Source organism: Planomicrobium sp. CPCC 101110 (genome assembly GCF_007859395.1).
Classification (GTDB): Bacteria; Bacillota; Bacilli; order Bacillales_A; family Planococcaceae; genus Planococcus.
Window position 1 is genome coordinate 1,037,289 of sequence record NZ_VOHD01000003.1, and the last position, 22,803, is coordinate 1,060,091.

Annotated in this window: 21 protein-coding genes; 14 read left to right on the forward strand and 7 right to left on the reverse strand. The window is 40.7% G+C overall.

Annotated features, from left to right (window positions below):
• Positions 1-5: 5 nt before the first annotated feature.
• Both FQV30_RS05050 and tagD read right to left on the reverse strand, forming a co-directional pair.
• Positions 6-1,166, reverse strand: coding sequence for a CDP-glycerol glycerophosphotransferase family protein (locus FQV30_RS05050; RefSeq protein ID WP_146499025.1), 1,161 nt, complete (start codon positions 1,164-1,166; stop codon positions 6-8).
• On the reverse strand, positions 1,163-1,555 hold the full coding sequence (gene tagD, locus FQV30_RS05055; RefSeq protein ID WP_146499026.1) for a glycerol-3-phosphate cytidylyltransferase: 393 nt from the start codon (positions 1,553-1,555) through the stop codon (positions 1,163-1,165). Before tagD ends, FQV30_RS05050 begins: the two co-directional genes overlap by 4 nt.
• Before the next feature lie 117 nt (positions 1,556-1,672).
• Between tagD and FQV30_RS18155 the strand changes: the two genes are divergently transcribed.
• Entirely contained in the window at positions 1,673-4,087 is a 2,415-nt protein-coding gene (locus FQV30_RS18155; protein ID WP_255473315.1) for a CDP-glycerol glycerophosphotransferase family protein, read from the forward strand.
• A 151-nt stretch (positions 4,088-4,238) separates the two neighbouring features.
• Complete coding sequence (locus FQV30_RS05065; protein WP_146499027.1) at positions 4,239-5,357, forward strand: CDP-glycerol glycerophosphotransferase family protein; 1,119 nt, start codon at positions 4,239-4,241, stop codon at positions 5,355-5,357.
• A gap of 161 nt (positions 5,358-5,518) precedes the next feature.
• Here the strand turns inward: FQV30_RS05065 and FQV30_RS05070 are convergent, their stop codons facing one another.
• A complete protein-coding gene (locus tag FQV30_RS05070; RefSeq protein WP_146499028.1) occupies positions 5,519-6,256 on the reverse strand; it encodes a WecB/TagA/CpsF family glycosyltransferase in 738 nt (245 codons plus the stop codon).
• A 177-nt stretch (positions 6,257-6,433) separates the two neighbouring features.
• Between FQV30_RS05070 and FQV30_RS05075 the strand changes: the two genes are divergently transcribed.
• The 5 genes from FQV30_RS05075 (at position 6,434) to FQV30_RS05095 (ending at position 11,628) form a co-directional block, all read left to right on the forward strand.
• Entirely contained in the window at positions 6,434-7,906 is a 1,473-nt protein-coding gene (locus FQV30_RS05075; RefSeq protein WP_255473359.1) for a glycosyltransferase, read from the forward strand.
• A 421-nt stretch (positions 7,907-8,327) separates the two neighbouring features.
• Positions 8,328-8,792 (forward strand): Lrp/AsnC family transcriptional regulator, encoded by a 465-nt coding sequence (locus FQV30_RS05080; protein ID WP_186725529.1) that lies wholly within the window; start codon positions 8,328-8,330, stop codon positions 8,790-8,792.
• Between the two features lie 210 nt (positions 8,793-9,002).
• A complete protein-coding gene (locus FQV30_RS05085; protein WP_146499031.1) occupies positions 9,003-10,079 on the forward strand; it encodes a M42 family metallopeptidase in 1,077 nt (358 codons plus the stop codon).
• Positions 10,076-10,951 (forward strand): DUF1028 domain-containing protein, encoded by an 876-nt coding sequence (locus FQV30_RS05090; RefSeq protein ID WP_146499032.1) that lies wholly within the window; start codon positions 10,076-10,078, stop codon positions 10,949-10,951. The genes FQV30_RS05085 and FQV30_RS05090 overlap by 4 nt, the downstream gene beginning before the upstream one ends.
• 155 nt (positions 10,952-11,106) lie before the next feature.
• A complete protein-coding gene (locus FQV30_RS05095; RefSeq protein ID WP_146499033.1) occupies positions 11,107-11,628 on the forward strand; it encodes a GyrI-like domain-containing protein in 522 nt (173 codons plus the stop codon).
• Between the two features lie 63 nt (positions 11,629-11,691).
• Here the strand turns inward: FQV30_RS05095 and FQV30_RS05100 are convergent, their stop codons facing one another.
• Complete coding sequence (locus FQV30_RS05100; RefSeq protein WP_146499034.1) at positions 11,692-12,162, reverse strand: competence protein ComK; 471 nt, start codon at positions 12,160-12,162, stop codon at positions 11,692-11,694.
• Positions 12,163-12,401: 239 nt separating this feature from the next.
• On the opposite strand from FQV30_RS05100, the gene FQV30_RS05105 reads away from it, so the two are divergent.
• Positions 12,402-12,896: a sigma-70 family RNA polymerase sigma factor gene (locus FQV30_RS05105; RefSeq protein ID WP_146499035.1), complete on the forward strand. Its 495-nt coding sequence runs from the start codon at positions 12,402-12,404 to the stop codon at positions 12,894-12,896.
• 140 nt (positions 12,897-13,036) lie between these two features.
• Here the strand turns inward: FQV30_RS05105 and uvsE are convergent, their stop codons facing one another.
• On the reverse strand, positions 13,037-13,909 hold the full coding sequence (uvsE, locus tag FQV30_RS05110; protein ID WP_146499036.1) for a UV DNA damage repair endonuclease UvsE: 873 nt from the start codon (positions 13,907-13,909) through the stop codon (positions 13,037-13,039).
• 114 nt (positions 13,910-14,023) lie between these two features.
• On the opposite strand from uvsE, the gene FQV30_RS05115 reads away from it, so the two are divergent.
• Positions 14,024-14,509, forward strand: a complete 486-nt coding sequence (locus tag FQV30_RS05115; RefSeq protein ID WP_146499037.1) for an SRPBCC domain-containing protein — start codon at positions 14,024-14,026, stop codon at positions 14,507-14,509.
• A gap of 43 nt (positions 14,510-14,552) precedes the next feature.
• Here the strand turns inward: FQV30_RS05115 and FQV30_RS05120 are convergent, their stop codons facing one another.
• Entirely contained in the window at positions 14,553-15,311 is a 759-nt protein-coding gene (locus FQV30_RS05120) for an NRDE family protein (RefSeq protein WP_146499038.1), read from the reverse strand.
• 173 nt (positions 15,312-15,484) lie between these two features.
• On the reverse strand, positions 15,485-16,408 hold the full coding sequence (locus FQV30_RS05125; RefSeq protein WP_146499039.1) for an LCP family glycopolymer transferase: 924 nt from the start codon (positions 16,406-16,408) through the stop codon (positions 15,485-15,487).
• A 331-nt stretch (positions 16,409-16,739) separates the two neighbouring features.
• Between FQV30_RS05125 and FQV30_RS05130 the strand changes: the two genes are divergently transcribed.
• The 5 genes from FQV30_RS05130 (at position 16,740) to FQV30_RS05150 (ending at position 22,801) form a co-directional block, all read left to right on the forward strand.
• Entirely contained in the window at positions 16,740-20,045 is a 3,306-nt protein-coding gene (locus FQV30_RS05130; RefSeq protein WP_146499040.1) for an ATP-binding protein, read from the forward strand.
• A 22-nt stretch (positions 20,046-20,067) separates the two neighbouring features.
• On the forward strand, positions 20,068-20,763 hold the full coding sequence (locus tag FQV30_RS05135) for a response regulator transcription factor (RefSeq protein ID WP_146499041.1): 696 nt from the start codon (positions 20,068-20,070) through the stop codon (positions 20,761-20,763).
• A 156-nt stretch (positions 20,764-20,919) separates the two neighbouring features.
• Positions 20,920-21,378 carry a DUF4870 domain-containing protein gene (locus FQV30_RS05140; RefSeq protein ID WP_186725530.1) on the forward strand — a complete coding sequence of 153 codons (459 nt, stop codon included), beginning with the start codon at positions 20,920-20,922 and terminating at the stop codon, positions 21,376-21,378.
• Entirely contained in the window at positions 21,379-22,164 is a 786-nt protein-coding gene (locus tag FQV30_RS05145; RefSeq protein WP_146499042.1) for a YveK family protein, read from the forward strand.
• Entirely contained in the window at positions 22,106-22,801 is a 696-nt protein-coding gene (locus FQV30_RS05150; RefSeq protein ID WP_146499043.1) for a CpsD/CapB family tyrosine-protein kinase, read from the forward strand. The genes FQV30_RS05145 and FQV30_RS05150 overlap by 59 nt, the downstream gene beginning before the upstream one ends.
• The last annotated feature ends 2 nt before the right edge of the window (positions 22,802-22,803 follow it).

The following is a 22,803-nucleotide window of genomic DNA, read 5'->3' on the forward strand; positions in this document are numbered from 1 at the left end:
AAATGTTAATCACGATATATCGTTGAAATCAAATTATCTGTAGATTGTCCGGTAGAAAATGTGTTCCAATGGAAACGGAACTTTTCGATTTTCTCATAATCAATTGCAGGATTCCTAATTTCTTCAAGGATTTCTTTTGTATTTTTGACTATAGGCCCGGGGAAGTAAAGGCTAGTTTGAGCCCATAAACCTTGGCTTTGGCCATAGGATTCCAGATCATATGTAAAGAATATCATTTTTCTATTGAGCAACGAATACTCAAATGGAATGGAAGAATAGTCTGTTATCAAAATATCACTTGCAACCAATAACTCATTGATATGTGGATAATCATTAACAACTAGAATTCGAGGGTGATCCGGTATATGCGTTGCTTCTCGAACAGACGGGTGCAGCCGAATCAATAGTATATGGTCGTTAGCAAGTGTTTCGGTAAATTCTTTCATATCCAACTGAAGATCCATTTGGTGAAGTGCTCCTTTTCTGAAAGTTGGAGCGTAAAGGATAACTTTTTTCCCTTGAATGGAGGGATAAGTTTTCGCCACATTTTGAAGGCTTCGTGCTTTTGCCGCAGCATCAAAATAAAAATCGGTTTGGGGGACGCCGGTATAAAGAAAACGGCCTGCATCAAGGTGGAAAGCTTCCGAAAAGATGTCAGCCATCTGTTGTGAAGCGACAGGAATAAATTGAAAGCGATTATAGACCTGCTGAAACCGGAGTTTGGCCTGATCACTCCTGGTATGTGTTTCAGGTTCGCTCCAGCCGAATTTTTTGATAGCGCCTGCTGCATGCCATAGCTGAATGCATTTTACTTCCGGGCGAAAATGTATAGCTGCTAAAAAACCCATGTAATTATCGATAAACACGTATTTGGATGTGGCCAAATGGTAGATGGACTTTACAAAATGCAGCAAATTGAGGAATTCAAACGAATAGATTTTTTTGTTATCCGTTGGAATATCGGAAAAATCAATTTTGCATTTTTTTTGATTGAGAAAAATGAGGGGATGGGTTTTCTTATGGGCCAATTTTTGAGCAATGTAAAAAGCATTGTCGCCAAACGATGAAACAAAAACTGTTTTATCCCGCAGCGGAAACTGCTTGAAAAAAGAGAAGACGATGCGGAATAAAGATAGATATAGTGTGATGAAAGCTTCTTTTATCATTGGTTATTCAATAAGTCCATCTTGATCTTCGTTGTAGAAATTCCATCAGTTCTTGGCAAGTACAATACTTCGCAATACTCTTTCAGCTCGTCAAATTTACCTTCCCAATCAGAACCCATTACAAAAAGGTCGATATTGTATTTTTGGATATCTTTTACTTTTTGCTCCCAATTATGTTCTGGAATTACTTCATCGACGTAACGGATTGATTGAAGAATCATTTTCCGTTCTTCGTATGCATGATAAGCCGCTTTTCCTTTAAGCTCATTAAACTCATCTGAAGATAGTCCTACAATCAGATAATCTCCTTGCTCTTTAGCTCTTCTTAAAATATTGATATGCCCATGATGGATCAAATCAAATGTTCCGTAAGTAATCACTTTTTTCATATATGCCTTCACTCCACAAAAGGTATTTTCTTTAACTTATTAAAATGTTGCGATTGTTTATTATATGGTATCATCTTTTATAACTAATTAAAATAATAAGCAGAAAAGGAGAAATTTATGATTGTATATTCCGATCATGTTCAACTACTTGCTCATTCCACGGATGAAATAAACTTTTTTCTGTCAGGAAGTACTCAGGTGTTTAATATTGATTTGAATCAAATTACAATCAACAAACCTTTGGTCATAGGAGAGGATTCGTTAGAAGATCAAGTATTAATCAAGTTGGAGGCCGACCGCTATGATTTCATTGTTTATATGAAAAATGGAAAGGTCATCATAGTAAGAGCCAACCATGAACCTGACCTTGATTTTCAGCCGGGCTCAAATGCATTCGAAATGATTTTCGAACATTTTTCTGAGGTTGTCTCCTTAAAGCAAACAAGTGAAACTTCTTTTTCCCTGTTCACACAAAAAGGTGTATATTTATTTAGTATACACGATATTGTAACACAACAGGCTCCGGAATACATACATCCCGTAGACCTCGGATTAACTACAATAGAATACCGCTATTTATTGGTAGGGAAAGTTGAATACAACAAGTATCGTACTTTTATCGTATATGATTTATTTAGAAAAGAGCTGTCAACTAAAAATCTTATATTTGAAGTAGAGTCAAATGAAGCAACATTAGGGTATCGATTGCTAAGTCCCGAACTGATGGAAATTTTTACGGAAACTGCAAAAGCAGTTTTCGATTTTAGGAAGATAACCACAAAGGGAAGCAAACTCTTTGAGTTTTACGAGATGGAAGTTCACCGAGATAAGCACTTGCTTGGTATTTTTCGTGTGAATGGAGCTAGATTCTTTTTGCATAACAGACAAAGTGGCGTTTACCTGACACGTGATAATGCGGCAAAAGTTACAGGATATCATTCAAAGATGAAAGTGAAATTTTGGGGGCGGCATCTTTATATTTTTGGAAGAAGCACACATTACGCTTATAAGGCGAGTGAAAAATATGAGTCTCTCTATATCGGGGAAGAGGAAGATCCGATTGCGACATTTCATCGGCCCTTCAAAGTCAGATTGTTTAGAAGATATGGGTATTTTAAAGTTCCGCTTGCTTTGTTGAAGACAGAATTAGGGGAGCCAGTAAGGTTTTTTTTAGGCAATCAAACTACACCGATGCATACTTTAAAAATGGCTCAAGGACGGAGAAAAGCGAAATTAGTGGCTTTCAGGAAATTTGATGGTCAAGCTGCGGTTATAGCTACAAGTTCTTACAATACAATATCTTTTGTAATTACTTCGGAAACAGAAGAACTTTCCTTTGTAAATAGAATGAAAAAAAAGGCCGGGAATTTCAAGAATGGCAAACTGGTGATGCGGCTGATTCGAGTATTTTTTATGACAATGGGACGCATGCCGAGAAAAGAAAGATTGGTCATGTTTGAAAGTTTCCACGCCAAGCAATATAGCGACAATCCGCGTGCCATTTATGAATACATGAAAGAATATTATCCGGATTATCGCTTGCTTTGGAGTATTGATAAACAAGCAGAGCCATTATTTAAAAGTTTTGGGATTCCTTATGTTAAGCGTTTTACGCTCCGGTGGTTTTTAACGTTTCCGCGAGCGAAATATTGGGTAAACAATGTTCGGCTACCTGCATGGATGCCAAAACCACTGGAAACGATCTTCGTCCAAACTTGGCACGGAACTCCTCTCAAAAAGCTCGGAATTGATATTGAAGAAATCCACATGCCGGGCACTAAAACAAGCACTTACAAAAAGAATTTTGTAATCGAATCTTCCAAATGGAATTATCTTGTTTCACCAAACGCTTATTCAACGGAAATTTTCAGAAGGGCTTTCCATTTCAAAGGAAAGGTGATTGAATCTGGATATCCTCGAAATGATTTGTTAGCCAATCCTTCCGCAGCTAACATCAAGCTGATCAAGAAAAAGTTAGGGATTCCAGATAAAAAGAAAATCATGCTGTATGCGCCGACATGGCGGGACAATGAGTTTTACCAAAAAGGAAAGTACAAATTCCATTTCCAGTTCAACTTGGACAATTGGAAAAGAGAGTTTGGAGAAGAATGGGTCTTATTGTCGCGTATGCATTATCTGGTGGCTGAGAATTTCAATTTTACCGCTCATGCCGGAACTGTATACGATGTCTCGGCATACCCGGACATACGGGATCTATACCTTGTTTCCGATATGATGATTACGGATTATTCATCTGTTTTCTTTGATTATGCTATTTTAGATCGGCCGATTGTTTTCTTTATGTACGATTTGGAAAAATACCGAAACGAACTGAGAGGATTTTATATTAATATTGAAGAAGACGCACCAGGGCCTATTGTACAAACTGAAGAAGAGTTATTTCGAGCAATGCGCGAACTCATGCATACAAATGTCCAATTGAATCCAAAATTCGTTTCTTTCAAAAACAAGTTTGCTTCTCTTGAAGATGGCAATGCTTCAGAACGTGTGGTCAAGAGTTTTCTGGAGTAATGCCGTAAACAGATTCATATTATGTTACGATTTTTTAGAATGCATTTTGTAAAAATACTTTTGTTAAAAAGAACTTGCTATGATGCAGAAATGAGGCCGCGCAGTGATAAAGAATTTAATTGAAAAAGTAAACAAACAAAACAGACGGAGAATGTTATTTGCCGTGATGGGGCAGTTGCCGCGCAAACCCAAATTGGTGATGTTTGAAAGTTTCCATGCAAAGCAATATAGTGACAATCCTCGAGCTATTTATGAATACATGAAAGAAAATCACAAGGATTATGAATTGCTATGGAGCATTGATCCGTCGGCTGAACAGATGTTTATCGACTTGAAAGTTCCGTATGTAATCCGGTATACATGGGACTGGTTCAAAACATTTCCGCGGGCGAAGTATTGGGTAAATAATGTTCGGTTGCCAGGCTGGATGCCAAAACCTAAAGATACGGTTTATGTCCAGACCTGGCATGGAACTCCTTTGAAAAAGCTTGGCGTCGATATTGAGGAAGTCCACATGCCGGGAACGCAGACCGATACTTACAAAAAGAATTTCATTGCTGAAACCCGGAAATGGGACTATCTTGTGTCACCGAATCCGTATGCCACAGAAATTTTAACCCGGGCGTTTGCCTTTCGCGGAAAAGTCATTGAATCGGGATACCCGCGAAATGACGTGTTGGCTCTTCCTTCTGAAAGCCTCATTCGCAGTTTGAAAGGGAAATTGGGTATTCCTGCAGAGAAGAAAGTCATGCTTTATGCACCAACATGGCGGGATGATGAGTTCTATCAACGCGGAAAATACAAATTCAAATTCCAATTCGATATGGAAAAATGGCAAAAAGAATTTGGTGATGAGTGGGTATTGTTATCGCGTATGCATTACTTGGTTGTCGAAAACTTTGACTTTTCAGCCTATGAAGGAATGGTCTACGATGTTTCTGCCTATCCCGACATTCGGGACCTTTATCTGATATCAGATTTGATGATCACAGATTATTCTTCTGTTTTCTTCGATTATGCAATCTTGAATCGGCCAGTAATATTCTTTATGTACGATCTGGAAAAGTACCGTGATACGCTTCGAGGATTTTATATAGACATTGAACATGAGGCGCCAGGGCCGATTGCGCAGACGGAAGAGGAATTGTTCCATGCAATTCGCCAATTGATTCAGTCGCCTTCGCGATCCAACGCATTCAAAGAAAAATTCTCTTCTCTTGAGGATGGCCATGCAACGAAACGGGTCGTCGAAGCCTTTTTAAGGTCTTAAAGTTTGCTGTAGAAAAAAATCCCGGAAGCATTGGACTTATGCTTTCAGGATTTTTTGGCTATAGACTGCAATCAAAGGGAGTTGCTTGTTGATTCAGATCTTAACAAGGCCAGGATAAGATGGAAAATACGAATCCATTGGTGGAGTTCTTTGTTTTATCCCTACTTTCGGGATGTCCATTTCTGTTTGTATACTTCCGCTACAAAAATAGGTAATTTTAACATTCGTTTCCCACGCGTTGGCTGCGTGATCAAGCGATGAAACCACTCTAAATTCCGGTCAAGCCAAAATTGTGGAGCTCTTTTCACATTGCCGGATAATACATCAAAACTGCCTCCAACACCCATCAGCACTGAATGCGGAAATAAATGGCGGTAAGAAGCAATCCATTTTTCCTGCATCGGGGCTCCAAGGCCAACAAAAACAAAATCAGGTTTTGCGGATGCAATTTCTTCAGCAATATCCTGTGTCAATCCTGAATAGCCGTGTTTTGAACCAGCAACTATTAAATTCGGATAAAGCTCTTTTGCTCGATTGATCGCTTCAAGAGCGATTCCTTCTTTCGCGCCAAAAAAATAAACTGATTTCCGTTTTTCGCTCGCATATGCCAAGAACGTATGGACGAGGTCATATCCCGTAATTTTTTCCTGCAACGGTTTGCCTAATATGTTAGAAGCTTTTATAACTCCAAAACCGTCTGGGATAATATAATCTGCTTGCAAAAGGGCTTCCCTGTAAGAAGGAGAGTTTTTTGCATTCATAATGATTTCAGGATTTGCGGTAACGATGAAGACATTCTTCTGTTTCCGGTCAAGTTCTTGGTAAACAAGTTTGAGGAACATATCTCTTTCAAGATTATCGATCGGTATGCCGACAATGTTCAATTTTTCGTGAGCCAAAAAAAACTCACCTCCTTAAAGACTGGTATGAACCAAAATTATAGCTTTCCGGCATTGCTTTATCAAGGAACAATAAAAAAATTGAGATAAACCAACTGTCCCTTCTAAAAGGTGGGACAAATAATAGATGATTTGGTAGCTTCTATTGCGGATTTTAAGAAGGGGATGAAAGTGAAAATGGTTACTGAAAACAAGATGAATTATGTAGTTACATCCATTTTGCGTTTGGAATTTGGAGGAAGGACTAAAGCGTTGATTCAGCGGACCAAAAATTTAAGTGAACATTTTAATTTGGAATTCACTCTTGTCACCACCAATTACAATGCCAATTACAATAAAGTCTATAGACATTATTACGATAAAGGTTATGCAAATGAAAAAATAGGATTTGAAAACGTCTATGATTATTTTTCTGGAAGGGACTATAAAAATGGTGAAACTGTAGAATATCCGATTGAAATTCCAGGCTACACAGTCAAGCCGAACGAAAAAAACCATACATACAAATATTATAAGAATGGGCAATATGTTCGCATGAGAACTTACGATCAAGCAACAGGGAAATTGAAGTTCGATGACGTCATGTTCCCTGGTACAAACCATCGCAAGATTCGATACGAATACAACGATTTTGGGATATGCCATAGAAAAATTGTCTATAAACCAAACACTTCCAATAAACTCGAAGAAGTGTTTTATGATGACCAAGGAAAAATTTATCTTTCATTCAGCCATACTGGGGAAGATGAAAATTCCATTTGGCATGGAGATCTTCTGCATAACAACAAAATTATTGCCTTAAAAGATGAAAAAGATTTTTTCCGCTATGCTTTTGAACATATTTTACAGGCTGGGGGAGTGACATTCTGTGATGCAAGGATTTTGGATCAGTCCTTATTGACCTGCAATGTAGAAACTGAAAAATATTTCATCTTGCATAATTCTCATAATGTTACAGGCGAAATTTCGAAAACTTACCGTTATTTGATTGAGCACGCTAACAAAGCGGACAAAATCATCGTTCTAACGCAGGAACAATTGAATGATTTGCTGGATTTAGGCATTGATTCCGCAAGAATGACAGTCATTCCGCATAGTATGGATACCGTAGAAACTATAGATTCCGCTTCCCGCAAACTTGAAAAAAAGTTTGTTTTTATCGGCAGGATCGTTCCGCAAAAACAAGTCCATCATATTGTCCATGCCTTTAGCAAAGTGGCTGAGAAGTATCCGGACTACTGGCTTGAAATTTATGGAGACGGAAAAGAGGCGGAAGATGTTTCCCAGCTTATCCAGGAACTGAAAGCCGAGGAACATGTGAAGATGATGGGGCGGACCGATAATATCCGAAGCGTTTTCCAGAATGCTATCGCTTCTTTGATATCAAGCCATTACGAAGGATTTGGACTGGTCATTATGGAAAGCCTCCACTATGGATGTCCTGTCATATCCTATAATTTCAAATATGGTCCGAAAGATCTTTTGACAGATGGTGAAAACGGTTATATTATCGAAAAAGACAATATTGAGTTGTTGGCGGATACGATAATCAGAATGATTGAAAATCCAATCACTGACGTAAAATTATCAGATGAATATTATCTATCCAGCACCATAGAAAAATGGGGAAGATTGCTTGGCCAGCAGTGATTTTGAAAAACCGCTCTTTGGGAGCGGTTTTTTCATTTGTCCTCATTGCATTATTTTTAGGGTTTGGGCAAAAATTACTGTAAGATGTTCCCTAAGATGGACCTATACTCTGATGAGAAGGCTTTCTCATGGCAGGCAACAGAGCCATCAGTATTCTGTAGATCTAACCATGGCTCAAAATCCAAAGCAGTGAAGAATGCAAAAAAACGAACCCGACAAGTGAGGGCAGTTCTGCACCATGAAGATGGGCAGATTGATATACAGGAAAATTTTCAGGACGAATAAGACTCGTAAAGCCGAGACGGGAAATTTTCTTTTCCGGTTTTTCATTTTCCAAAAGTTATTTTGTAACTAGGTTTTGTTTATGCTATCATTTTTCTAGGATATGGAAAAAGAAAGTGATACGGGGGAGAATGGAACGATGGGAGAACGGGTTGAAGGAATCGATGAATTGGATTTGAAAATATTATCGTTCCTGCAAGATGATGGACGGATGACATTCAAAGAAATAGCCACTAGGATCGGTGTTGCGGAAAGGACTGTCAGGCTGCGTGTGGCAAGTCTGAAGGAAGATGGCGTATTGTCCATCGTCGGTGTGGTAAGTCCTATGAAAGTTGGGCTGAAGACAGTCGCGGTCATTCAAATAGCAGCAGAACAACAAAGAATCCGGCAATGCATCAGCGACTTAATGGAGCTGGATGAAGTGCGTTTTGTATCATTGACCACTGGAGATTACCAGATCTTGTCGGAAGTTTGTGTCGGCTCCCAAGAAGAACTCGGCGAATTTATCGAAGGCAAGCTTAACAATATAAACGGAATTTTACGGATGAATACTATTGTAGAGCTAAAAATCTTCAAAAACAAATTCAACTTTATCCGCGATTGAAAATCTATACATACTCTTTGCGCGTTAATGGTCATTAACGCGTTTCTTTATACATATAATAGATTGTATATTTTGAAAACTGAATTGATTTCTGAAAACTCTTTCGGTATAGTTTATAAAGAAGCGTGCTTTAAAAAGTAAAATGTTTTTCAGTTTCTACTTTAAAAAATAAAATACAGTATTTTTTATTACTTTAATAGGAGTGGTTTTGTGGAAGAGTTATTGAAAGAATTGACGGCGATACATGGGCCGTGCGGATACGAAGATGAAGTGGCCATCTACATCGCCAATCGTCTGAAAGGGAAAGTGGATGCAATTGAAATCGACAACGCGGGAAACTTGATCGCTATTAAGAAAGGGCATAAACCGGGTCCGAAAATCATTGTCGCTGCACATATGGATGAGGTCGGTTTCATTGTGAAAAAAATTGAGGAAAATGGATTGATCCGTTTTGAGAAATTGGGAGGCCATGATGACCGGATTTTATTGTCTCAGCGCGTGCAGATCAAAACAGCGACAGAGCTGCGGGCGGGAGTGATTGGGACGATTTCCGCCCATATGGTTAAATTCGATGATCCGGCAAAAGTGCGGATCCACCGGAATTTATACATAGATGTAGGGGCTAAAAACAAAGAAGAGGTGAAGAACTTGGGCATTGAAATCGGAGACTCTGTTTCTTGGTTCCCGCATTTCGATTTCCTGACAGAAAGGCGCGTTGCCGGAAAAGCTTTTGACGACCGGGCAGGCTGCGCGATTTTGGTGAAAGCCCTTGAAGACTTGGATGCAGCTGATTTTGCTGGAGAAGTTATCGGAGTTTTCACGGTGCAAGAGGAAGTGGGCTTGCGCGGAGCTCGGGTAGCTGCCCACCAATTTGATGCCGATGTGGCGATTGCGCTGGATACGACTGCAGTCAGCGATACACCTGAAGAAATGATGGACCAGACATTGGAACTTGGCGCAGGAGTCGGCATCAAAGTGATCGATTTCAGTTTGATTGCCAATAAAAAAGTGAAAAACCATTTGGTGAATGTGGCGCAAGAGCAAGGGATTCCTTACCAAATGGAAGTGTTTCCGGGCATCGGGACAGATGCGGGCGAATTGAGCGTGGGCCGAAGCGGAGTGCCGGCAGGTGTCTTATCGATTCCATCACGCTATGCGCACTCGTCGATTGAAGTAGTGGACTTGGACGATGTGGAAGCAACTAGGCAATTACTGGTGGCATTCATCAAAGAAATGAAGCATGCAGCGGATTACCGGGTAAAACTGAATCTGGAGGAAACAGAATGACACAACCAATAAAACAAGATCAATTGGTAGCGACGTTCTCCATAATCGGTGCAGATCCGGAAACAGGAGAAGTAGGCGTTGCTGTCCAGTCGAAATTCCTGGCAGTCGGTTCTGTTGTGCCTTGGGCAAAAGCGAATGTAGGAGCAGTAGCGACTCAGTCGTGGGCAAATACAAGCTTTGGCCCGCGAGGTTTGGAACTGCTGGAAAAAGGGCTGTCACCCGAAGAAGTGATTGAAAAACTTGTCAGTGACGATCCCGGCAAGAACTTGCGCCAAGTGGCCATCATCAACCATAAAGGGGAGGCGAGCGCCTTTACCGGTAAGGAATGTTTCGACTGGGCCGGCCATAAAGTCGGCAAGCACCATTCAAGCCAAGGGAATATCCTCGTTAGCGAAGAGACGGTAACAGCCATGAGTGAAATGTTCGAACAAACAGAAGGGGCGCTCACAGACCGTTTGCTGGCTGCGCTATCGGCTGCCCAAAATGCTGGAGGCGACAGCCGGGGCAAGCAATCGGCGGCAATATACGTTTTGCAGGAAGGTGCGGGCTACGGCGGTTATAACGATGTTAAAGTTGACTTGCGCGTTGATGACCACCCTGAGCCGATCGAAGAGCTTCACCGGTTATATGAACTGCACAAGATTTACAATACTCCCACGGAAGTGCTTATTCCCATTGACGGTGAGGTGTTTGAAGAAATCAAGCGCAAACTTGTGGAACTTGGCTTTTTGAAAACAGCGGACCAGCCCTCCTATGAAGGAGAAGTAAAAGAAGCGCTAAAAGCATTTGTGCTTGGAGAAAACTTTGATGATCGCTGGACAGAAGAACCTCAGGTCGATAAATTGGTACTGGAGTTTTTAAGAAAGAAATAATAGTTTAAAAATAAAAAACCGCTCAATGCAGCGGTTTTTTATTTATTAATGCGCCTCTTCTGAATTTATCAGACAGGCATAATGCCAACTGTTTCAGGGTATTGCCTTTGTAAAGCAACTATGTCCGTCAATAAGCAGAGGAAGGATGATGTAGCTTGTCGATAAAGTATATCAATGAGCCTGCTATAGAACATTTGCCTGAAACGCCTTACGTGGGCATTGCTGTTAAGGCGACACGGCTGGAATGGGAAAAAGTCATTGAACTTGCCGAAGCACTAGTCGACTGGCTTGAGAAAAAGAAAATTGAGCCGGCAGGGCCGTTATTCTACCGGTATTGGGTCATAGGCAGTGAAGTGGAGGCGTTTCATGTAGAAGTCGGCGTTCCGCTGGACCAGATGGTCAAAGGGGATGAACAGGTCCTTTCAAGCATGATTCCCGGCGGATCATATGCTACGGCAGTCCATCAAGGGCATCCAGACCATTTGGCGAAATCGCTTAATGAATTGGAGATTTGGGCGAAAAAAGAGGGATTGGAATTTGACAAGCGTTGGGAAGATGAAATTGAGATTTGGAGCGGACGGTTTGAATGCTATTTGACGGACCCGGAAATAGAACCCGACCCGGAAAAATGGGAAATACGGATCTCCTATCTTCTGCTGCGTGATGATGCAGCATGAAAGCAAAGACACCTCTCTATAGGCTGGCGCTTGGCCCAGTCTATAGAGAGGTGTCTTTTATTTTCAAGAATTATTCTTTCCACGGACTCTCATATAGTAATACAGCATTTCATACATCCGTGTCCGTTGTTTTTGTAAAGTATGCATGGAGACATTCACCTCGGCTGAAACTTGGTATTGATCATAAATGAGACGGGTCCTGGTGGGGGTGATTGATTCCATTCGGTATTCTTGATTGAAAATCCATACGCATTCAGGGTGGGTCGGAGATTTTGTAGGGTATGCCGCCACTCCATCTTCTGAAATCAGGAGGGTGGTTTTTTTATGTTGATGAAGATTGTGCCTGGTAGCTTTAACACGCCCTTCATATGTAGACGCATAAAGCATGCACGCCCTATTTATCAGCGTCAGTGCTGAATAAGGAGAGTAATGCACACCGTCTTTCGTCACGATTTTTGACTTGCAGCCATTTTCAAAAGAAGATACAACAAACAAGACCGACCGATCAATGAGTTTCTCATCAGCTAGCTTCAATAATATACGCCCCTTTCTTTGCTCTAGAAAAGTGTATCATTCAGACTATTTTTAATCAATAAATTATTTCGAAAAAAGGATATTAATTTACAAATACATAGTTTTTAATGCCTGTTTATTCTTTCCATTCTATACGTTTAATGAATCAAATGACATGAAAATCGATTACCTTATTACTTCAGGATAATTTATATTGAAATGGACCCGGGAATACAGCGAACGTTCAGAAGGAAGGAAAAGTGGAACGATTTGAAATGGTAATTGAACAGTATACACCTATGATTTCAGCCCTTATTCGAAAACTTCATATCTATCGAGATTTTGAAGTGTACCGCCAAGCGGGGAAAGTGGCTCTATGGCAAGCTTATAAAAGATACGATAAAACAAAAGGGAATTTCACGCCTTTTGCTTATCGCAGTATCCATGGGGCTTTACTTGATGAATTAAAACATGAAGCCCGTTTCGCCTCTCAAGTTACTGTGGTTGAGAGCGAAAGTTTTGAAGGGCTGGTGGATTCACGCTTTACGGATGAATTGCCGGAATGGCTCGATCAAGTCCAGTTGACTGAAGAAGAACGCCGATTATTGGAGAATTTGTTTGTGGAGGGCAGGAGTCTGGCTGAGCTTGCCGTTCTCCACCAGCTGTCGCTGGCAGGCATGAAAAAAAGGCGGGAACGTCTTTTGAAAAAGGTGAGAAGCCAGCTGCTGGAAGATAAAGTGGATATTTTAAAATAGTATTGACTTTCATGATAAGAGCCGACATAAAAGAAAGCCCGATCTGTAAACAGACATAGGAAAACAGTATTTTTCTAAAACTTTTCAGCCGCCGGCAGTAATGCCGCTGAATAAAAGGGCCGCCTAATTTGGCAGCCCTTTTATTTATTCAGTAATTTACGGACAAAAGGAAGGACCGCTTGTTCTTTAAGCTTTGCTTCGAACATGATATCCGCATCTGTCCCTTTCAATACCAGGAGCAGCTGCTCGAAATCTTCTGCTGAAACCAAATCATGGTGACGCAAATCGGTAAAGCCTTCTTTACCGGTGCTAATGTGTATCTTGGGTGTACCGAATCCTTTCCATGTTGCTAAAATTTCTTCATAATCGATCGGTTCTCCATCATTTTTGACGTTATGGTGGTGGATATCCAAGCAAATTGGCACGCCGCACATCTTGCTGACATCAAGAACATCCCGCACAGTGAATGTTTTATCGTCATTTTCAAGCCGGATCTTTCTTCGTAAGCTATCGGACAGCTTCAGATAATTTTCGGCAAAACGCTTTTTAGCAGCCTCCTTGTCACCATAGGCGCCGCCAGTATGCACGATGATGTCGCTTCCTCCGAGCAAGCCGATCAATTTATCATGGTACTCAAGATCTTCAATCGATTTTACCAAAACGTCCGGCTTTTGGGCATTTAACACCGTATACTGGCCAGGATGGACAGAAACTCTCATTTGATGCGCTTCTACCAGCGTCCGGATTTTGCTTGCCAGCTCCAAAAAATCTGGATCTTTCCACCACACCCAATCGTTCACCGGGTGGGTCGACAGTGGAACAATCGTGCTTGAAGCGCGGTAAAATAATATGTCATGTTCTATGTTCCACTTGATGACTTCAAATGTGGTCTCCATATTTTTCAAGGTCAACTCTTTTATTTTTCCTGTTCCTTCGGCTTGCACTGTTGCAAGCCGCAAAGTTTTAAAGACAGTTTTCAGTTCTGTATTCATGCAAGCATAGCCAAGTCTCATAAAGTTCAACTCCTTCATTATGCTATACCCACCTCAGGCGGACTGCATTCCTCCGCAGCAGATGTTTCCTGTATAATATGAAAAAGTACGACACATTAAGGAGGAATGGATGCGATGAGAGCGGAAATCATCCAAGTAGAGTATGGGTACACGGCAACTTTTGAGCGGAAATTTGAACAGAGTACCGAACAAATATGGGCAATGTTGACCGACAATGAAAAATTGCAGCTCTGGTTCCCGGAACTGCGAGTAGAGAAATTGGAAGAAGAGGGATTTCTTTCGTTCCATATGGGCGATGGCACCTTCGATAATATGGCAATCACGGACTTTCAAGAAGGCAAAGTAGTGGCGTTCGAGTGGGCGGAAGACGAAGTTCGTTTTGAACTTCAAGAGGAAAACGGCGGCACGAAATTGCGGTTGATCGAATTTATTAGCAGGCTTACTCCCCGTACTGCACGTGATTTGGCTGGTTGGCACATGTGTCTGGATGTGATCCATGCATTGCTCGATGATAAAGCGATTGAGCGCGAACAGGAATGGGAGCGTCAATATCCAGAATACAAGCGGTTAATAGATAGCATGGGTGTTGAGTTCGATTGAATTATATTAAAAAATCCATCCTTTCATAGCGAAGGGATGGATTTTATTTTATGTGGAAATTGAAAATTTGTTCGCCGTTCAACTCGCCCTTTTCGAATGTCCGTTCTGCAAATGTGGCATTCCCGTTATAGTCAATCAATACAACAGAAGCGGAGCGGGTTCCATAATCCGGCGTTTTGATGAACATTGCCGACAGCTTCCGTTCAAATTCTAGGCCGATTCCTGTTTGAGGCAACTCTGAATCGGAAGCTTGTTCTGAATTCGCCAGAATGGCAAAAAGCGGTTCGAGTTCCACTTCTTCATGAGAAGCAAGATAGTCGCTCAAGTGTTTTTTGCCCTTGACCACTTTTGGCCAAGGAGTATCAAGCAAATGATTGCTGAGGCCATACGTACCCGGTGGGATTTCAAGGAATGATTGCTGCAAATTATTATAATAAAATAATTGATCAGGACTGCCAAGCAATAAATTGAACCCTGTATAATCAGATGGATCAAGCGCCTCTATAAAGTCAGCCGGTGATTGGTTTCCGGCAAGAAAATCCTGCACTAAAGCGCCTCTTGATATTTTACCGGCTTCCGGTTTAGAAGGGTCGCGATAATTTGTTAGTGCCGCAAACCTTCCGGTGCTGGAAATCCCTAGCCATGTACCGCCTTGCTCCAAGTCTCGGCCAGCCAATATGGAGGGCTCATCTTCCCAAAAATGCACAGGTTTTGTCGGACGCCCGTAAAATTCATCCCGGTTCGCCGCAACAATCAATTTGTATTTAGGATGGTTCTGAAATTGGAAATTTATCAAACACATAAAGAGAGCCTCCTTTTCTTCAATTATAAAGGAAGAAAAGGGGTGTGGATAGGAATTAAAAAAGGCAGCTAAGAACAACTTTCGCTTTCCTGAAAAAAATGAGAGCAGAATTACAAACAGGGCAGGCGACCATTGAGGGTTGCCTTCTCTTTGCATAAACGTGTTGGTTCTCCCTATTTTATTTCCAGATGCTCTTTTAATGTTTGCTGGACGTATTTCAATTCTTGAGGATTCATTTGATAGTACCAAATGTTATCAATGGTTAGGTCTGTGCCTTTTTCAAAATAGATTTGATCGATTGACTGAATCGCCCCCCGGTAATTTTTTTGAATCTCCATCAGTTCGCTGAAGCTAAAGCTGGTTTTGATGTTTTCTCCTAAGGCATCAAATATTTTTTTATAATTGTATAAGCTTTTTGCTGAAGCCGTTTTGTTCAAAATGCTTTCAATAACTTGTTTTTGCCGATCTTGCCGTCCAAAATCACCATTCGGATCTTGTTTGCGCATTTTCACATAGCGCAATGCCTGTTCACCATCAATAGTTTGTTCTCCCAATGTAAAATCCTCAAAGGCAAGCGGGCTCTCAATCGTTATCCCGCCCACTGCGTCAACAATGTCTTCGAAGCCCTCCATATTTACTTGGATTGCGTAATCGATCGGAATATCAAGCAGGTTCTCTACCGATTCCATCGACATCATCATTCCGCCAAAAGCATAGGCATGATTGATTTTATCAAATATTCCGTACCCCTTTATTTCTGTGTAGGTATCCCTTGGAATACTGACCATTTTAGTAGATTTATCTGTTGGATTAATAGTTAAGACGATCATGGTATCAGATCGTCCGCGATCATCTTCCCGTTCATCGACTCCCAGAAGCAAGACGGAAATGGGAGCCTGCTTTTCTAAAACAACTTTTTCGGGACGCTTGGCCGAAACTTCCCTAGCGATGGGTTCATAGATCTCATCGAGTGTGATTGTGGCATCCGGAATCAAAAAGAACAGATAGGCGCCAGCTACAGCAAAAATGAAAGCTATAGCCCAACCTGTCCCGCGGAGCAATTTTTTTTTAGGTGAACGTGCTTTTCTTTTTTCCAATATTTTCAGTCCTTTCTGGGTCCAAAAAGATATGCAGAAGGAAATAATGGGTAGTATGAACCCAAAAATGTATTTTCTTTATACTAAATGCTTCGCTTATATAGGTCAATATATTTAATTGAATTTTCAGAAATAAAAATGTTTAAATTTTCTATGATAAATGATATGATTTCAATAAATCTATTAACCCAGTAATAAAACAATAAGTAGGTTTTAGTGCCTAATAGTTTTTGGAATTCAAATATTTTAAAGTCAATTTGATTTAAAACAATATTAAACTATTAAAATGTTTGTATTTTTCCGAATTTTTAAATAGTAGAGGTGTTTGCATATGCCCGTTGTCTATCGAAATTTCCCGACCATAATAAAATTCATCTTCATCTTTTTTGTTTTATTATTTTTTGGGGGAACAGGGGTTCAAACCAGCCAGACCGAAGCGGGAAAAGAATTGCTGAGGCTGCAAGAAACCACAGAGCGATTAAAAATCAACAGCGAAATGAATCTTCTTGAAGATCCCGAAGGTGAATTCACTATTGAAGAAGTCACCCACTTTCCTTTAGACAAGCAGTTTTTGCCAACAGTAAATCAAGTTCACAAGGCGGACAATGCTTCTGCTGCTTATTGGGTAAAACTTGAGGTGCAAAATGAAGCTCCGGGCAAAAGCTGGCTGCTCGAATTGAGTGAACCGTCTATCGAAAGTGCCATCCTTTACTCGCAAAATGAATCTGGTGAATATAACGAAGAAAAAGTCGGGCGCCAAAATCCAGCAAATGATAGTGAGCCTTTTTACAATAATTTTGCCTTCGACCTGAATTCAGAACCAAGTACAAACGAAATATACTACTTGCGCGTCCAATCATCCGGACCGCTTCAACTCCCAATTACAATCTGGGAGCAAACAGCTTTTGAAAAGCATACTCGCAATATGGCTCTATTGATCGGCATATTTAGCGGAATAGGCGCAGCCATCATCCTTTATTACATTCATCAATTTACAAAACATCGTGAAAGCAGCTATTTTTATTTTGTATTTTTTGTTCTATCAATGTTTTTTGCCATCACTTCCATGGCAGGGTTGAATTTTTCCTATATTTGGCCGAAGTGGGATTGGTGGAGCCGGTATTCTACATTATTTTTTGCCGGATGGGGCAGTATTTTCGCCTTGCTTTTGGCAAAAAGTTTTTTAGATGCACGCCGAAGAATGCCGAAAACAAACAAAATCTTCAATATCTTGGTTTCTGCCAATTTCATCCTGATTTTAATTCTGTTTTATTCATATGAAACAGTCCGGCTGCTTTTGCCGCTTGCATTATTCGTGTCGATGATTATGGTTTTGGCTATATCTGCCTTGCTGTGGAAAAGGAGCATACTTTTTGCCCGGTATTTCACAGTTGCTTCGGTTTTGTTTGCAATTGGCATCGGACTTTCGATTTTAATGACATATGGAGTCTTGCCATTAACAATCAGAATGCAGTATGGGTCAAACTTAGCAATGCTTGGCGGCGTGTTTCTTTTTGCATTAGGGATTACTGATAAAGCTTATGTAAGGGAAAAGGAAAAAGTGGAACGTGAACGGAAAGCAACTGAGCGGCAGCGCCTTGCTATGGAATCGTTAGAACGTGCGATTGAACGAAAAGACGAGCTGCTGGCATTTACTTCACACGGTTTACGCACACCTCTGTACGGTATGATCGGCATTGCTGAATCTTTGCAGGAAGTGACAGCTGGGCGTTTGCCTCCGGCAATCAACAGCCAGCTTGGGATGATTGTATCGAGTGGCAAGAAACTGGCTCATATGATCAATGAAATATTGGATTTTTCAAAACTGAAACAAAACACCTTGAATATCCAAGTACAACCGGTCGAACTGAATAAAGTCGTTGAAAATGTTCTGGCTATATGTGCACCTCTTGTGAAAAATAAGGAAGTCCAGCTTTATCAAACTATTCCGGCTGATGTGCCGAAAGTTGTGGCGGATTTGGAACGGGTTGAACAGATTCTTTACAATCTGGTCGGTAATTCAATCGAGCACACATCTACAGGGGAAATAGTCATTTCAGCAAAAAAGGTCGGGAAACAAGTGGAAATATCGGTAAAGGATACGGGTGCTGGGATTCAAGAAGACCAGCTTCTGAATTTGTTTGAACCTTTCCATAAAGAACTAAATGAAAAAGAGGGGGAATTTGAAGGAGTCGGAATCGGCTTGAACATTACAAAACGGCTTGTCGAATTGCAGGGGGGATGGCTCGATGTAGAATCGGAAGTCGGAGTCGGCTCAACCTTTAGTTTTACCTTGCCAGTATATATGGATCAAAATGAAGAAGAGGCAAAGACTGCGGAAGCACCTTTTATAGAGGAAATGACAGCTTCCCAGTTGGCCAGCACGTTGGTGAACCGGAAAATCGGGAAAAGGAATATCCGTATTTTGGTCGTAGAACACAATGAAATAAACAGGAAAATGCTGACTTACCAACTGCTGCAAGCTGGCTATAAAGTCACAGGGATAGCAGAAGGAAAAGAAGCGATTCAGATATTGGAAGACAAGCCGATGGATATGCTTATCCTGGATTGGTCTTTGGAAGATATGGCTGGCGATGAACTTTGCAGGCAAGTACGTGCAAAATTCACATTAACGGAACTGCCTATTCTCATGTTGTCGGATAAAACGGGGCTCCAAGAAAAGACCAATGCGTTTACGGCTGGAGCAAATGACTATCTAATCAAACCTTGTGATAAAGAAGAGTTTCTGCTGCGTGTCGAAACTCTTGCAAATTTAAGGAGTTTAACGCAGGAAATCACAAATCTAAATTATTTTCTTGAACGAAATGTAAAAGAGCGGACAATGGCTCTTGAAATCACCAATATGAACCTGGTGACAGTGAATGACGAAATACAGGAAATTGAAAAGGCCCGAAATGAAATGCTTTCCACAATATCGCATGAACTTGGAACGCCGATCACCTTGATCCATAGCTATATTCAAGCCGTCAAAGAAAGTTTAATTGACGAAAAAAATCCGCGCTATTTGGATATGATCCATAATAAACTGCTGCTTTTAGAGCGGTTGACAGAAGATCTTGTAGAGCTTGGAAAATACAAATCCGGAAATATGACGCTGCGTTTCCAGCAAGTCCGCTTAGGAGAATGGTTGGACCGCATCATCAAGGGAATGGAGTCGGATGTGAAACAAAGCGGGCGTTTCTTCGAAAATGTCGAGAAAGAACGCAAAAATTGGGAAAATAATTTGACGATGTCAATAGATGTTGACCGTATTGACCAAGTGTTTTCGAATGTTCTTTGGAATGCTGTGAAACATACCGATTCCCAAGACGGAAAGATCACCATATCAGCTGAAATTTTCTCGCGAGGAAAAGATGGGGCTGTGCTGGAACATGAAGGGTTCGATGCAGAAGTAATTATAAAAGTGGCTGATACAGGCTGCGGCATCGACGAAGATGTACTTCCTCACATTTTTGACCGCTTCTTCAAGAAAGGCGATTCTTCCGACTATAAAGGCAGTGGACTTGGTCTGGCGATAGCGAAAGAAATTATCCTTTCGCACAAAGGGGAAATCTGGGCTGAAAGTGAAAAAGGAAAAGGCAGCATTTTCTACATTGCTTTGCCATTAAGTTTTTAATGCGAGAATTGGAGGAAAGCTTATGAAAACCGCTACTGTTTTGATTATTGAAGATGAAGATGGAATCCGCGAATTGATCCGATTGTTCCTTCTCAAAAAGGGGTACCGGGCAATTGAAGCTGAAGATGGTTATAAAGCGCTGGAAATATTGGCTAAAGAGACACCGGATCTAGTTTTGCTTGATATCGAAATGCCGGGAATGAACGGACTTGAAGTGTGCGAGCAGATTCGCATGCAAACAAAGCTGCCCATTCTTTTCGTCAGCTATAGGAAAGAACTGACATATAAAATCCAAGGACTTGAAGTGGGTGGAGACGATTACATTACAAAGCCCTTCGATTTCAATGAATTGGAAGCTCGCATAAGAGCTATACTTAGGCGGAATGGCTGGTCGAACGGTGAGGAAGAGAAACTTTCCGTGCTGGAATTCAAAGACATGCATATCCATATTGACGCTAGAGAACTTTACATCGCTGGAAAGCCTGTAAGGTTGTATCATAAAGAATTTCAATTGCTGTTGCTTCTTGCCCAAACCCCTAATCGTGTGTGGACAGCAGAACAATTATACGATCGGGTTTGGGGGTATTACTCGGAAGGAGATATGCAAACAGTGAAAGTGCATATAAGCAATTTAAGGCGCAAGGTAGAAAAAGATCCATCAAATCCAGTTTATATACAAACGGTGCGCGGCTTTGGATACAAATTCTCATTCGGTTAACAGCTAAAGGGCTCTTTCATTTCTGTCATTCCTGGCAGAAATGAAAGAGCCTTTTTGTGCCTTCAGAAATAATTTAAATATTTAAATTATTTAACTTCATTTTAACCTCACGGCTATAGCATTAGGTCAAATGATTTATGAAAAGGAGGAAGAAAAATGGTTGGAAATCATATTAAATTACCAGAGAAAAAAAACCTTGGCAGTTTAGAAAAACAAACTGTATTCAAAAGAACCGAAGAGCTGAATGCTGGAAATTCTCTTGGGACGTCATTAGGTTTATCGGAAAACATCACTGGATCTCTAACATATCTGTTCGGGTTCATTACAGGCATCATCATTCTGTTTTTCGAAAAGGAAAATCGCTTTGTCAGATTCCATGCCACACAATCCATTTGCATATCGCTTATCTTTTTTGCATTGTTTACAGTTTCAGGAATGGTGCCGATTGTGGGCTGGTTAGTGGAAGTTACCCTTTTGCCTATCGGTTTAGTGCTTTGGATTATCATGATGTTGAATGCCTATGAAGGAAAATATTCAAAGGTTCTTTACGTCGGAAATTTTGCTGAGAAACAATTTCAAAGAAAAATAAACAAAAAAAAACTTGAGGTGAATTAAATGGAAGGTTCGTTCAATACTAAAGAATTTTTATACAGGTTAAAGAAAAGGCTTCCGCTAATAATAATTATAACTTTGCTGTTCACAGTATTAAGCGGTGTCTTAAGCTACAAGTTCCTTCAGCCCGTTTATCAAGCTTCCACTCAAATCCTTGTGAATCAGACTGCAGGTTCAGCAACAGGAGACCAAGCTTTGGATATAGAGTCCAATATTCAATTGATCAGTACGTACAACGGTATCATTAAAAGTCCCGTGATCCTTGCAGCAGTTATTGAGGAACTAAATCTTAATGATACTGTAGCCACATTGAACGAGCGGATTACAGTCAGCAGTGCAGAAAAATCTCAGATTCTTCAAATTGATGTTGAAGACGGCTCTATGGAAAATGCAGTTCTAACTTCCAATACTATAGCATCTGTTTTTCAAGAAGAAATTAAAAATTTAATGAACATTGATAATGTTAGAATCCTGTCTCCTGCAGAAATGCCTGCTATTTCAAAACCAATCAGACCAGATCCTTTATTGAATATGGCAATCGGTGCAGTTGTCGGGTTTATGTTTAGTTTAGGGCTTGTTATTTTACTGGATCAAATGAATACGACAGTTCGCACAGAGGAAGATATTGAAGAGATTATCGGCCTTCATGTACTTGGGATTGTCAATTCTTCTAAAGCAGAAAAAGCTGTGAAAAAAACTACTGTAAATGATGAAAAGGGGATGAAGGAACATGTTGAAATCGAAAAAAAGCAAGCCATTAGCAACTCGAAAATTGGTGGCTCGTACTAATCCTAATTCGATCGTAACTGAACAATACCGTACAATTCGAAGCAATATCAATTTTTCACTTCCGAGCGTAGATATGAAAACATTGCTTTTCACTTCAGCCTCAAAAGAAGAAGGGAAGTCAACCACTTCCGGGAACATTGCAATTGTTTTTGCGGAATCCGGGAAAAAAGTGCTGCTTGTTGATGCCGATATGAGACGCCCGACTTTGCACCATACGTTCCGGATGAGCAACAAAGTGGGCTTGTCCAACCTGCTTCTGGAAAAAGGGAATCTTCAAGACGCCATAAAGAAGAGCGGAATCCGCGGGTTAGACCTTTTGATGAGTGGCCAAATCCCATCAAATCCAGCAGAGCTTCTTGATTCGGTAGTGATGACTAGGCTGATTGATGAACTCAAAGAGAAGTATGACCTTATTATATTTGACTCCCCGCCAATCTTAGCGGTAACCGACGCTAAAATCTTAGCAAACAAATGCGACGGAACGGTTTTAATCGTTAATACAGGAAAGACAGAGAAAGAAAGCGTCACTAAAGCGCGTGATGCTTTGGCTACAGCAAAAGCCTTTATCCTGGGCGTCGTATTGAACAACTACCCTAAAAACAAAAATAGTGAATACTATCAAAGTTATGAGAGTTGAAA

Coding starts and splice junctions, on each gene's coding strand:
- FQV30_RS05050 (WP_146499025.1), bottom strand. CDS start 1,166: ATGATAAAAGAAGCTTTCATCACACTATATCTATCTTTATTCCGCATC.
- tagD (WP_146499026.1), bottom strand. CDS start 1,555: ATGAAAAAAGTGATTACTTACGGAACATTTGATTTGATCCATCATGGG.
- FQV30_RS18155 (WP_255473315.1), top strand. CDS start 1,673: ATGATTGTATATTCCGATCATGTTCAACTACTTGCTCATTCCACGGAT.
- FQV30_RS05065 (WP_146499027.1), top strand. CDS start 4,239: ATGTTATTTGCCGTGATGGGGCAGTTGCCGCGCAAACCCAAATTGGTG.
- FQV30_RS05075 (WP_255473359.1), top strand. CDS start 6,434: ATGGTTACTGAAAACAAGATGAATTATGTAGTTACATCCATTTTGCGT.
- FQV30_RS05080 (WP_186725529.1), top strand. CDS start 8,328: ATGGGAGAACGGGTTGAAGGAATCGATGAATTGGATTTGAAAATATTA.
- FQV30_RS05090 (WP_146499032.1), top strand. CDS start 10,076: ATGACACAACCAATAAAACAAGATCAATTGGTAGCGACGTTCTCCATA.
- uvsE (WP_146499036.1), bottom strand. CDS start 13,909: ATGAGACTTGGCTATGCTTGCATGAATACAGAACTGAAAACTGTCTTT.
- FQV30_RS05115 (WP_146499037.1), top strand. CDS start 14,024: ATGAGAGCGGAAATCATCCAAGTAGAGTATGGGTACACGGCAACTTTT.
- FQV30_RS05120 (WP_146499038.1), bottom strand. CDS start 15,311: ATGTGTTTGATAAATTTCCAATTTCAGAACCATCCTAAATACAAATTG.
- FQV30_RS05130 (WP_146499040.1), top strand. CDS start 16,740: ATGCCCGTTGTCTATCGAAATTTCCCGACCATAATAAAATTCATCTTC.
- FQV30_RS05135 (WP_146499041.1), top strand. CDS start 20,068: ATGAAAACCGCTACTGTTTTGATTATTGAAGATGAAGATGGAATCCGC.
- FQV30_RS05140 (WP_186725530.1), top strand. CDS start 20,920: ATGGTTGGAAATCATATTAAATTACCAGAGAAAAAAAACCTTGGCAGT.
- FQV30_RS05145 (WP_146499042.1), top strand. CDS start 21,379: ATGGAAGGTTCGTTCAATACTAAAGAATTTTTATACAGGTTAAAGAAA.
- FQV30_RS05150 (WP_146499043.1), top strand. CDS start 22,106: ATGTTGAAATCGAAAAAAAGCAAGCCATTAGCAACTCGAAAATTGGTG.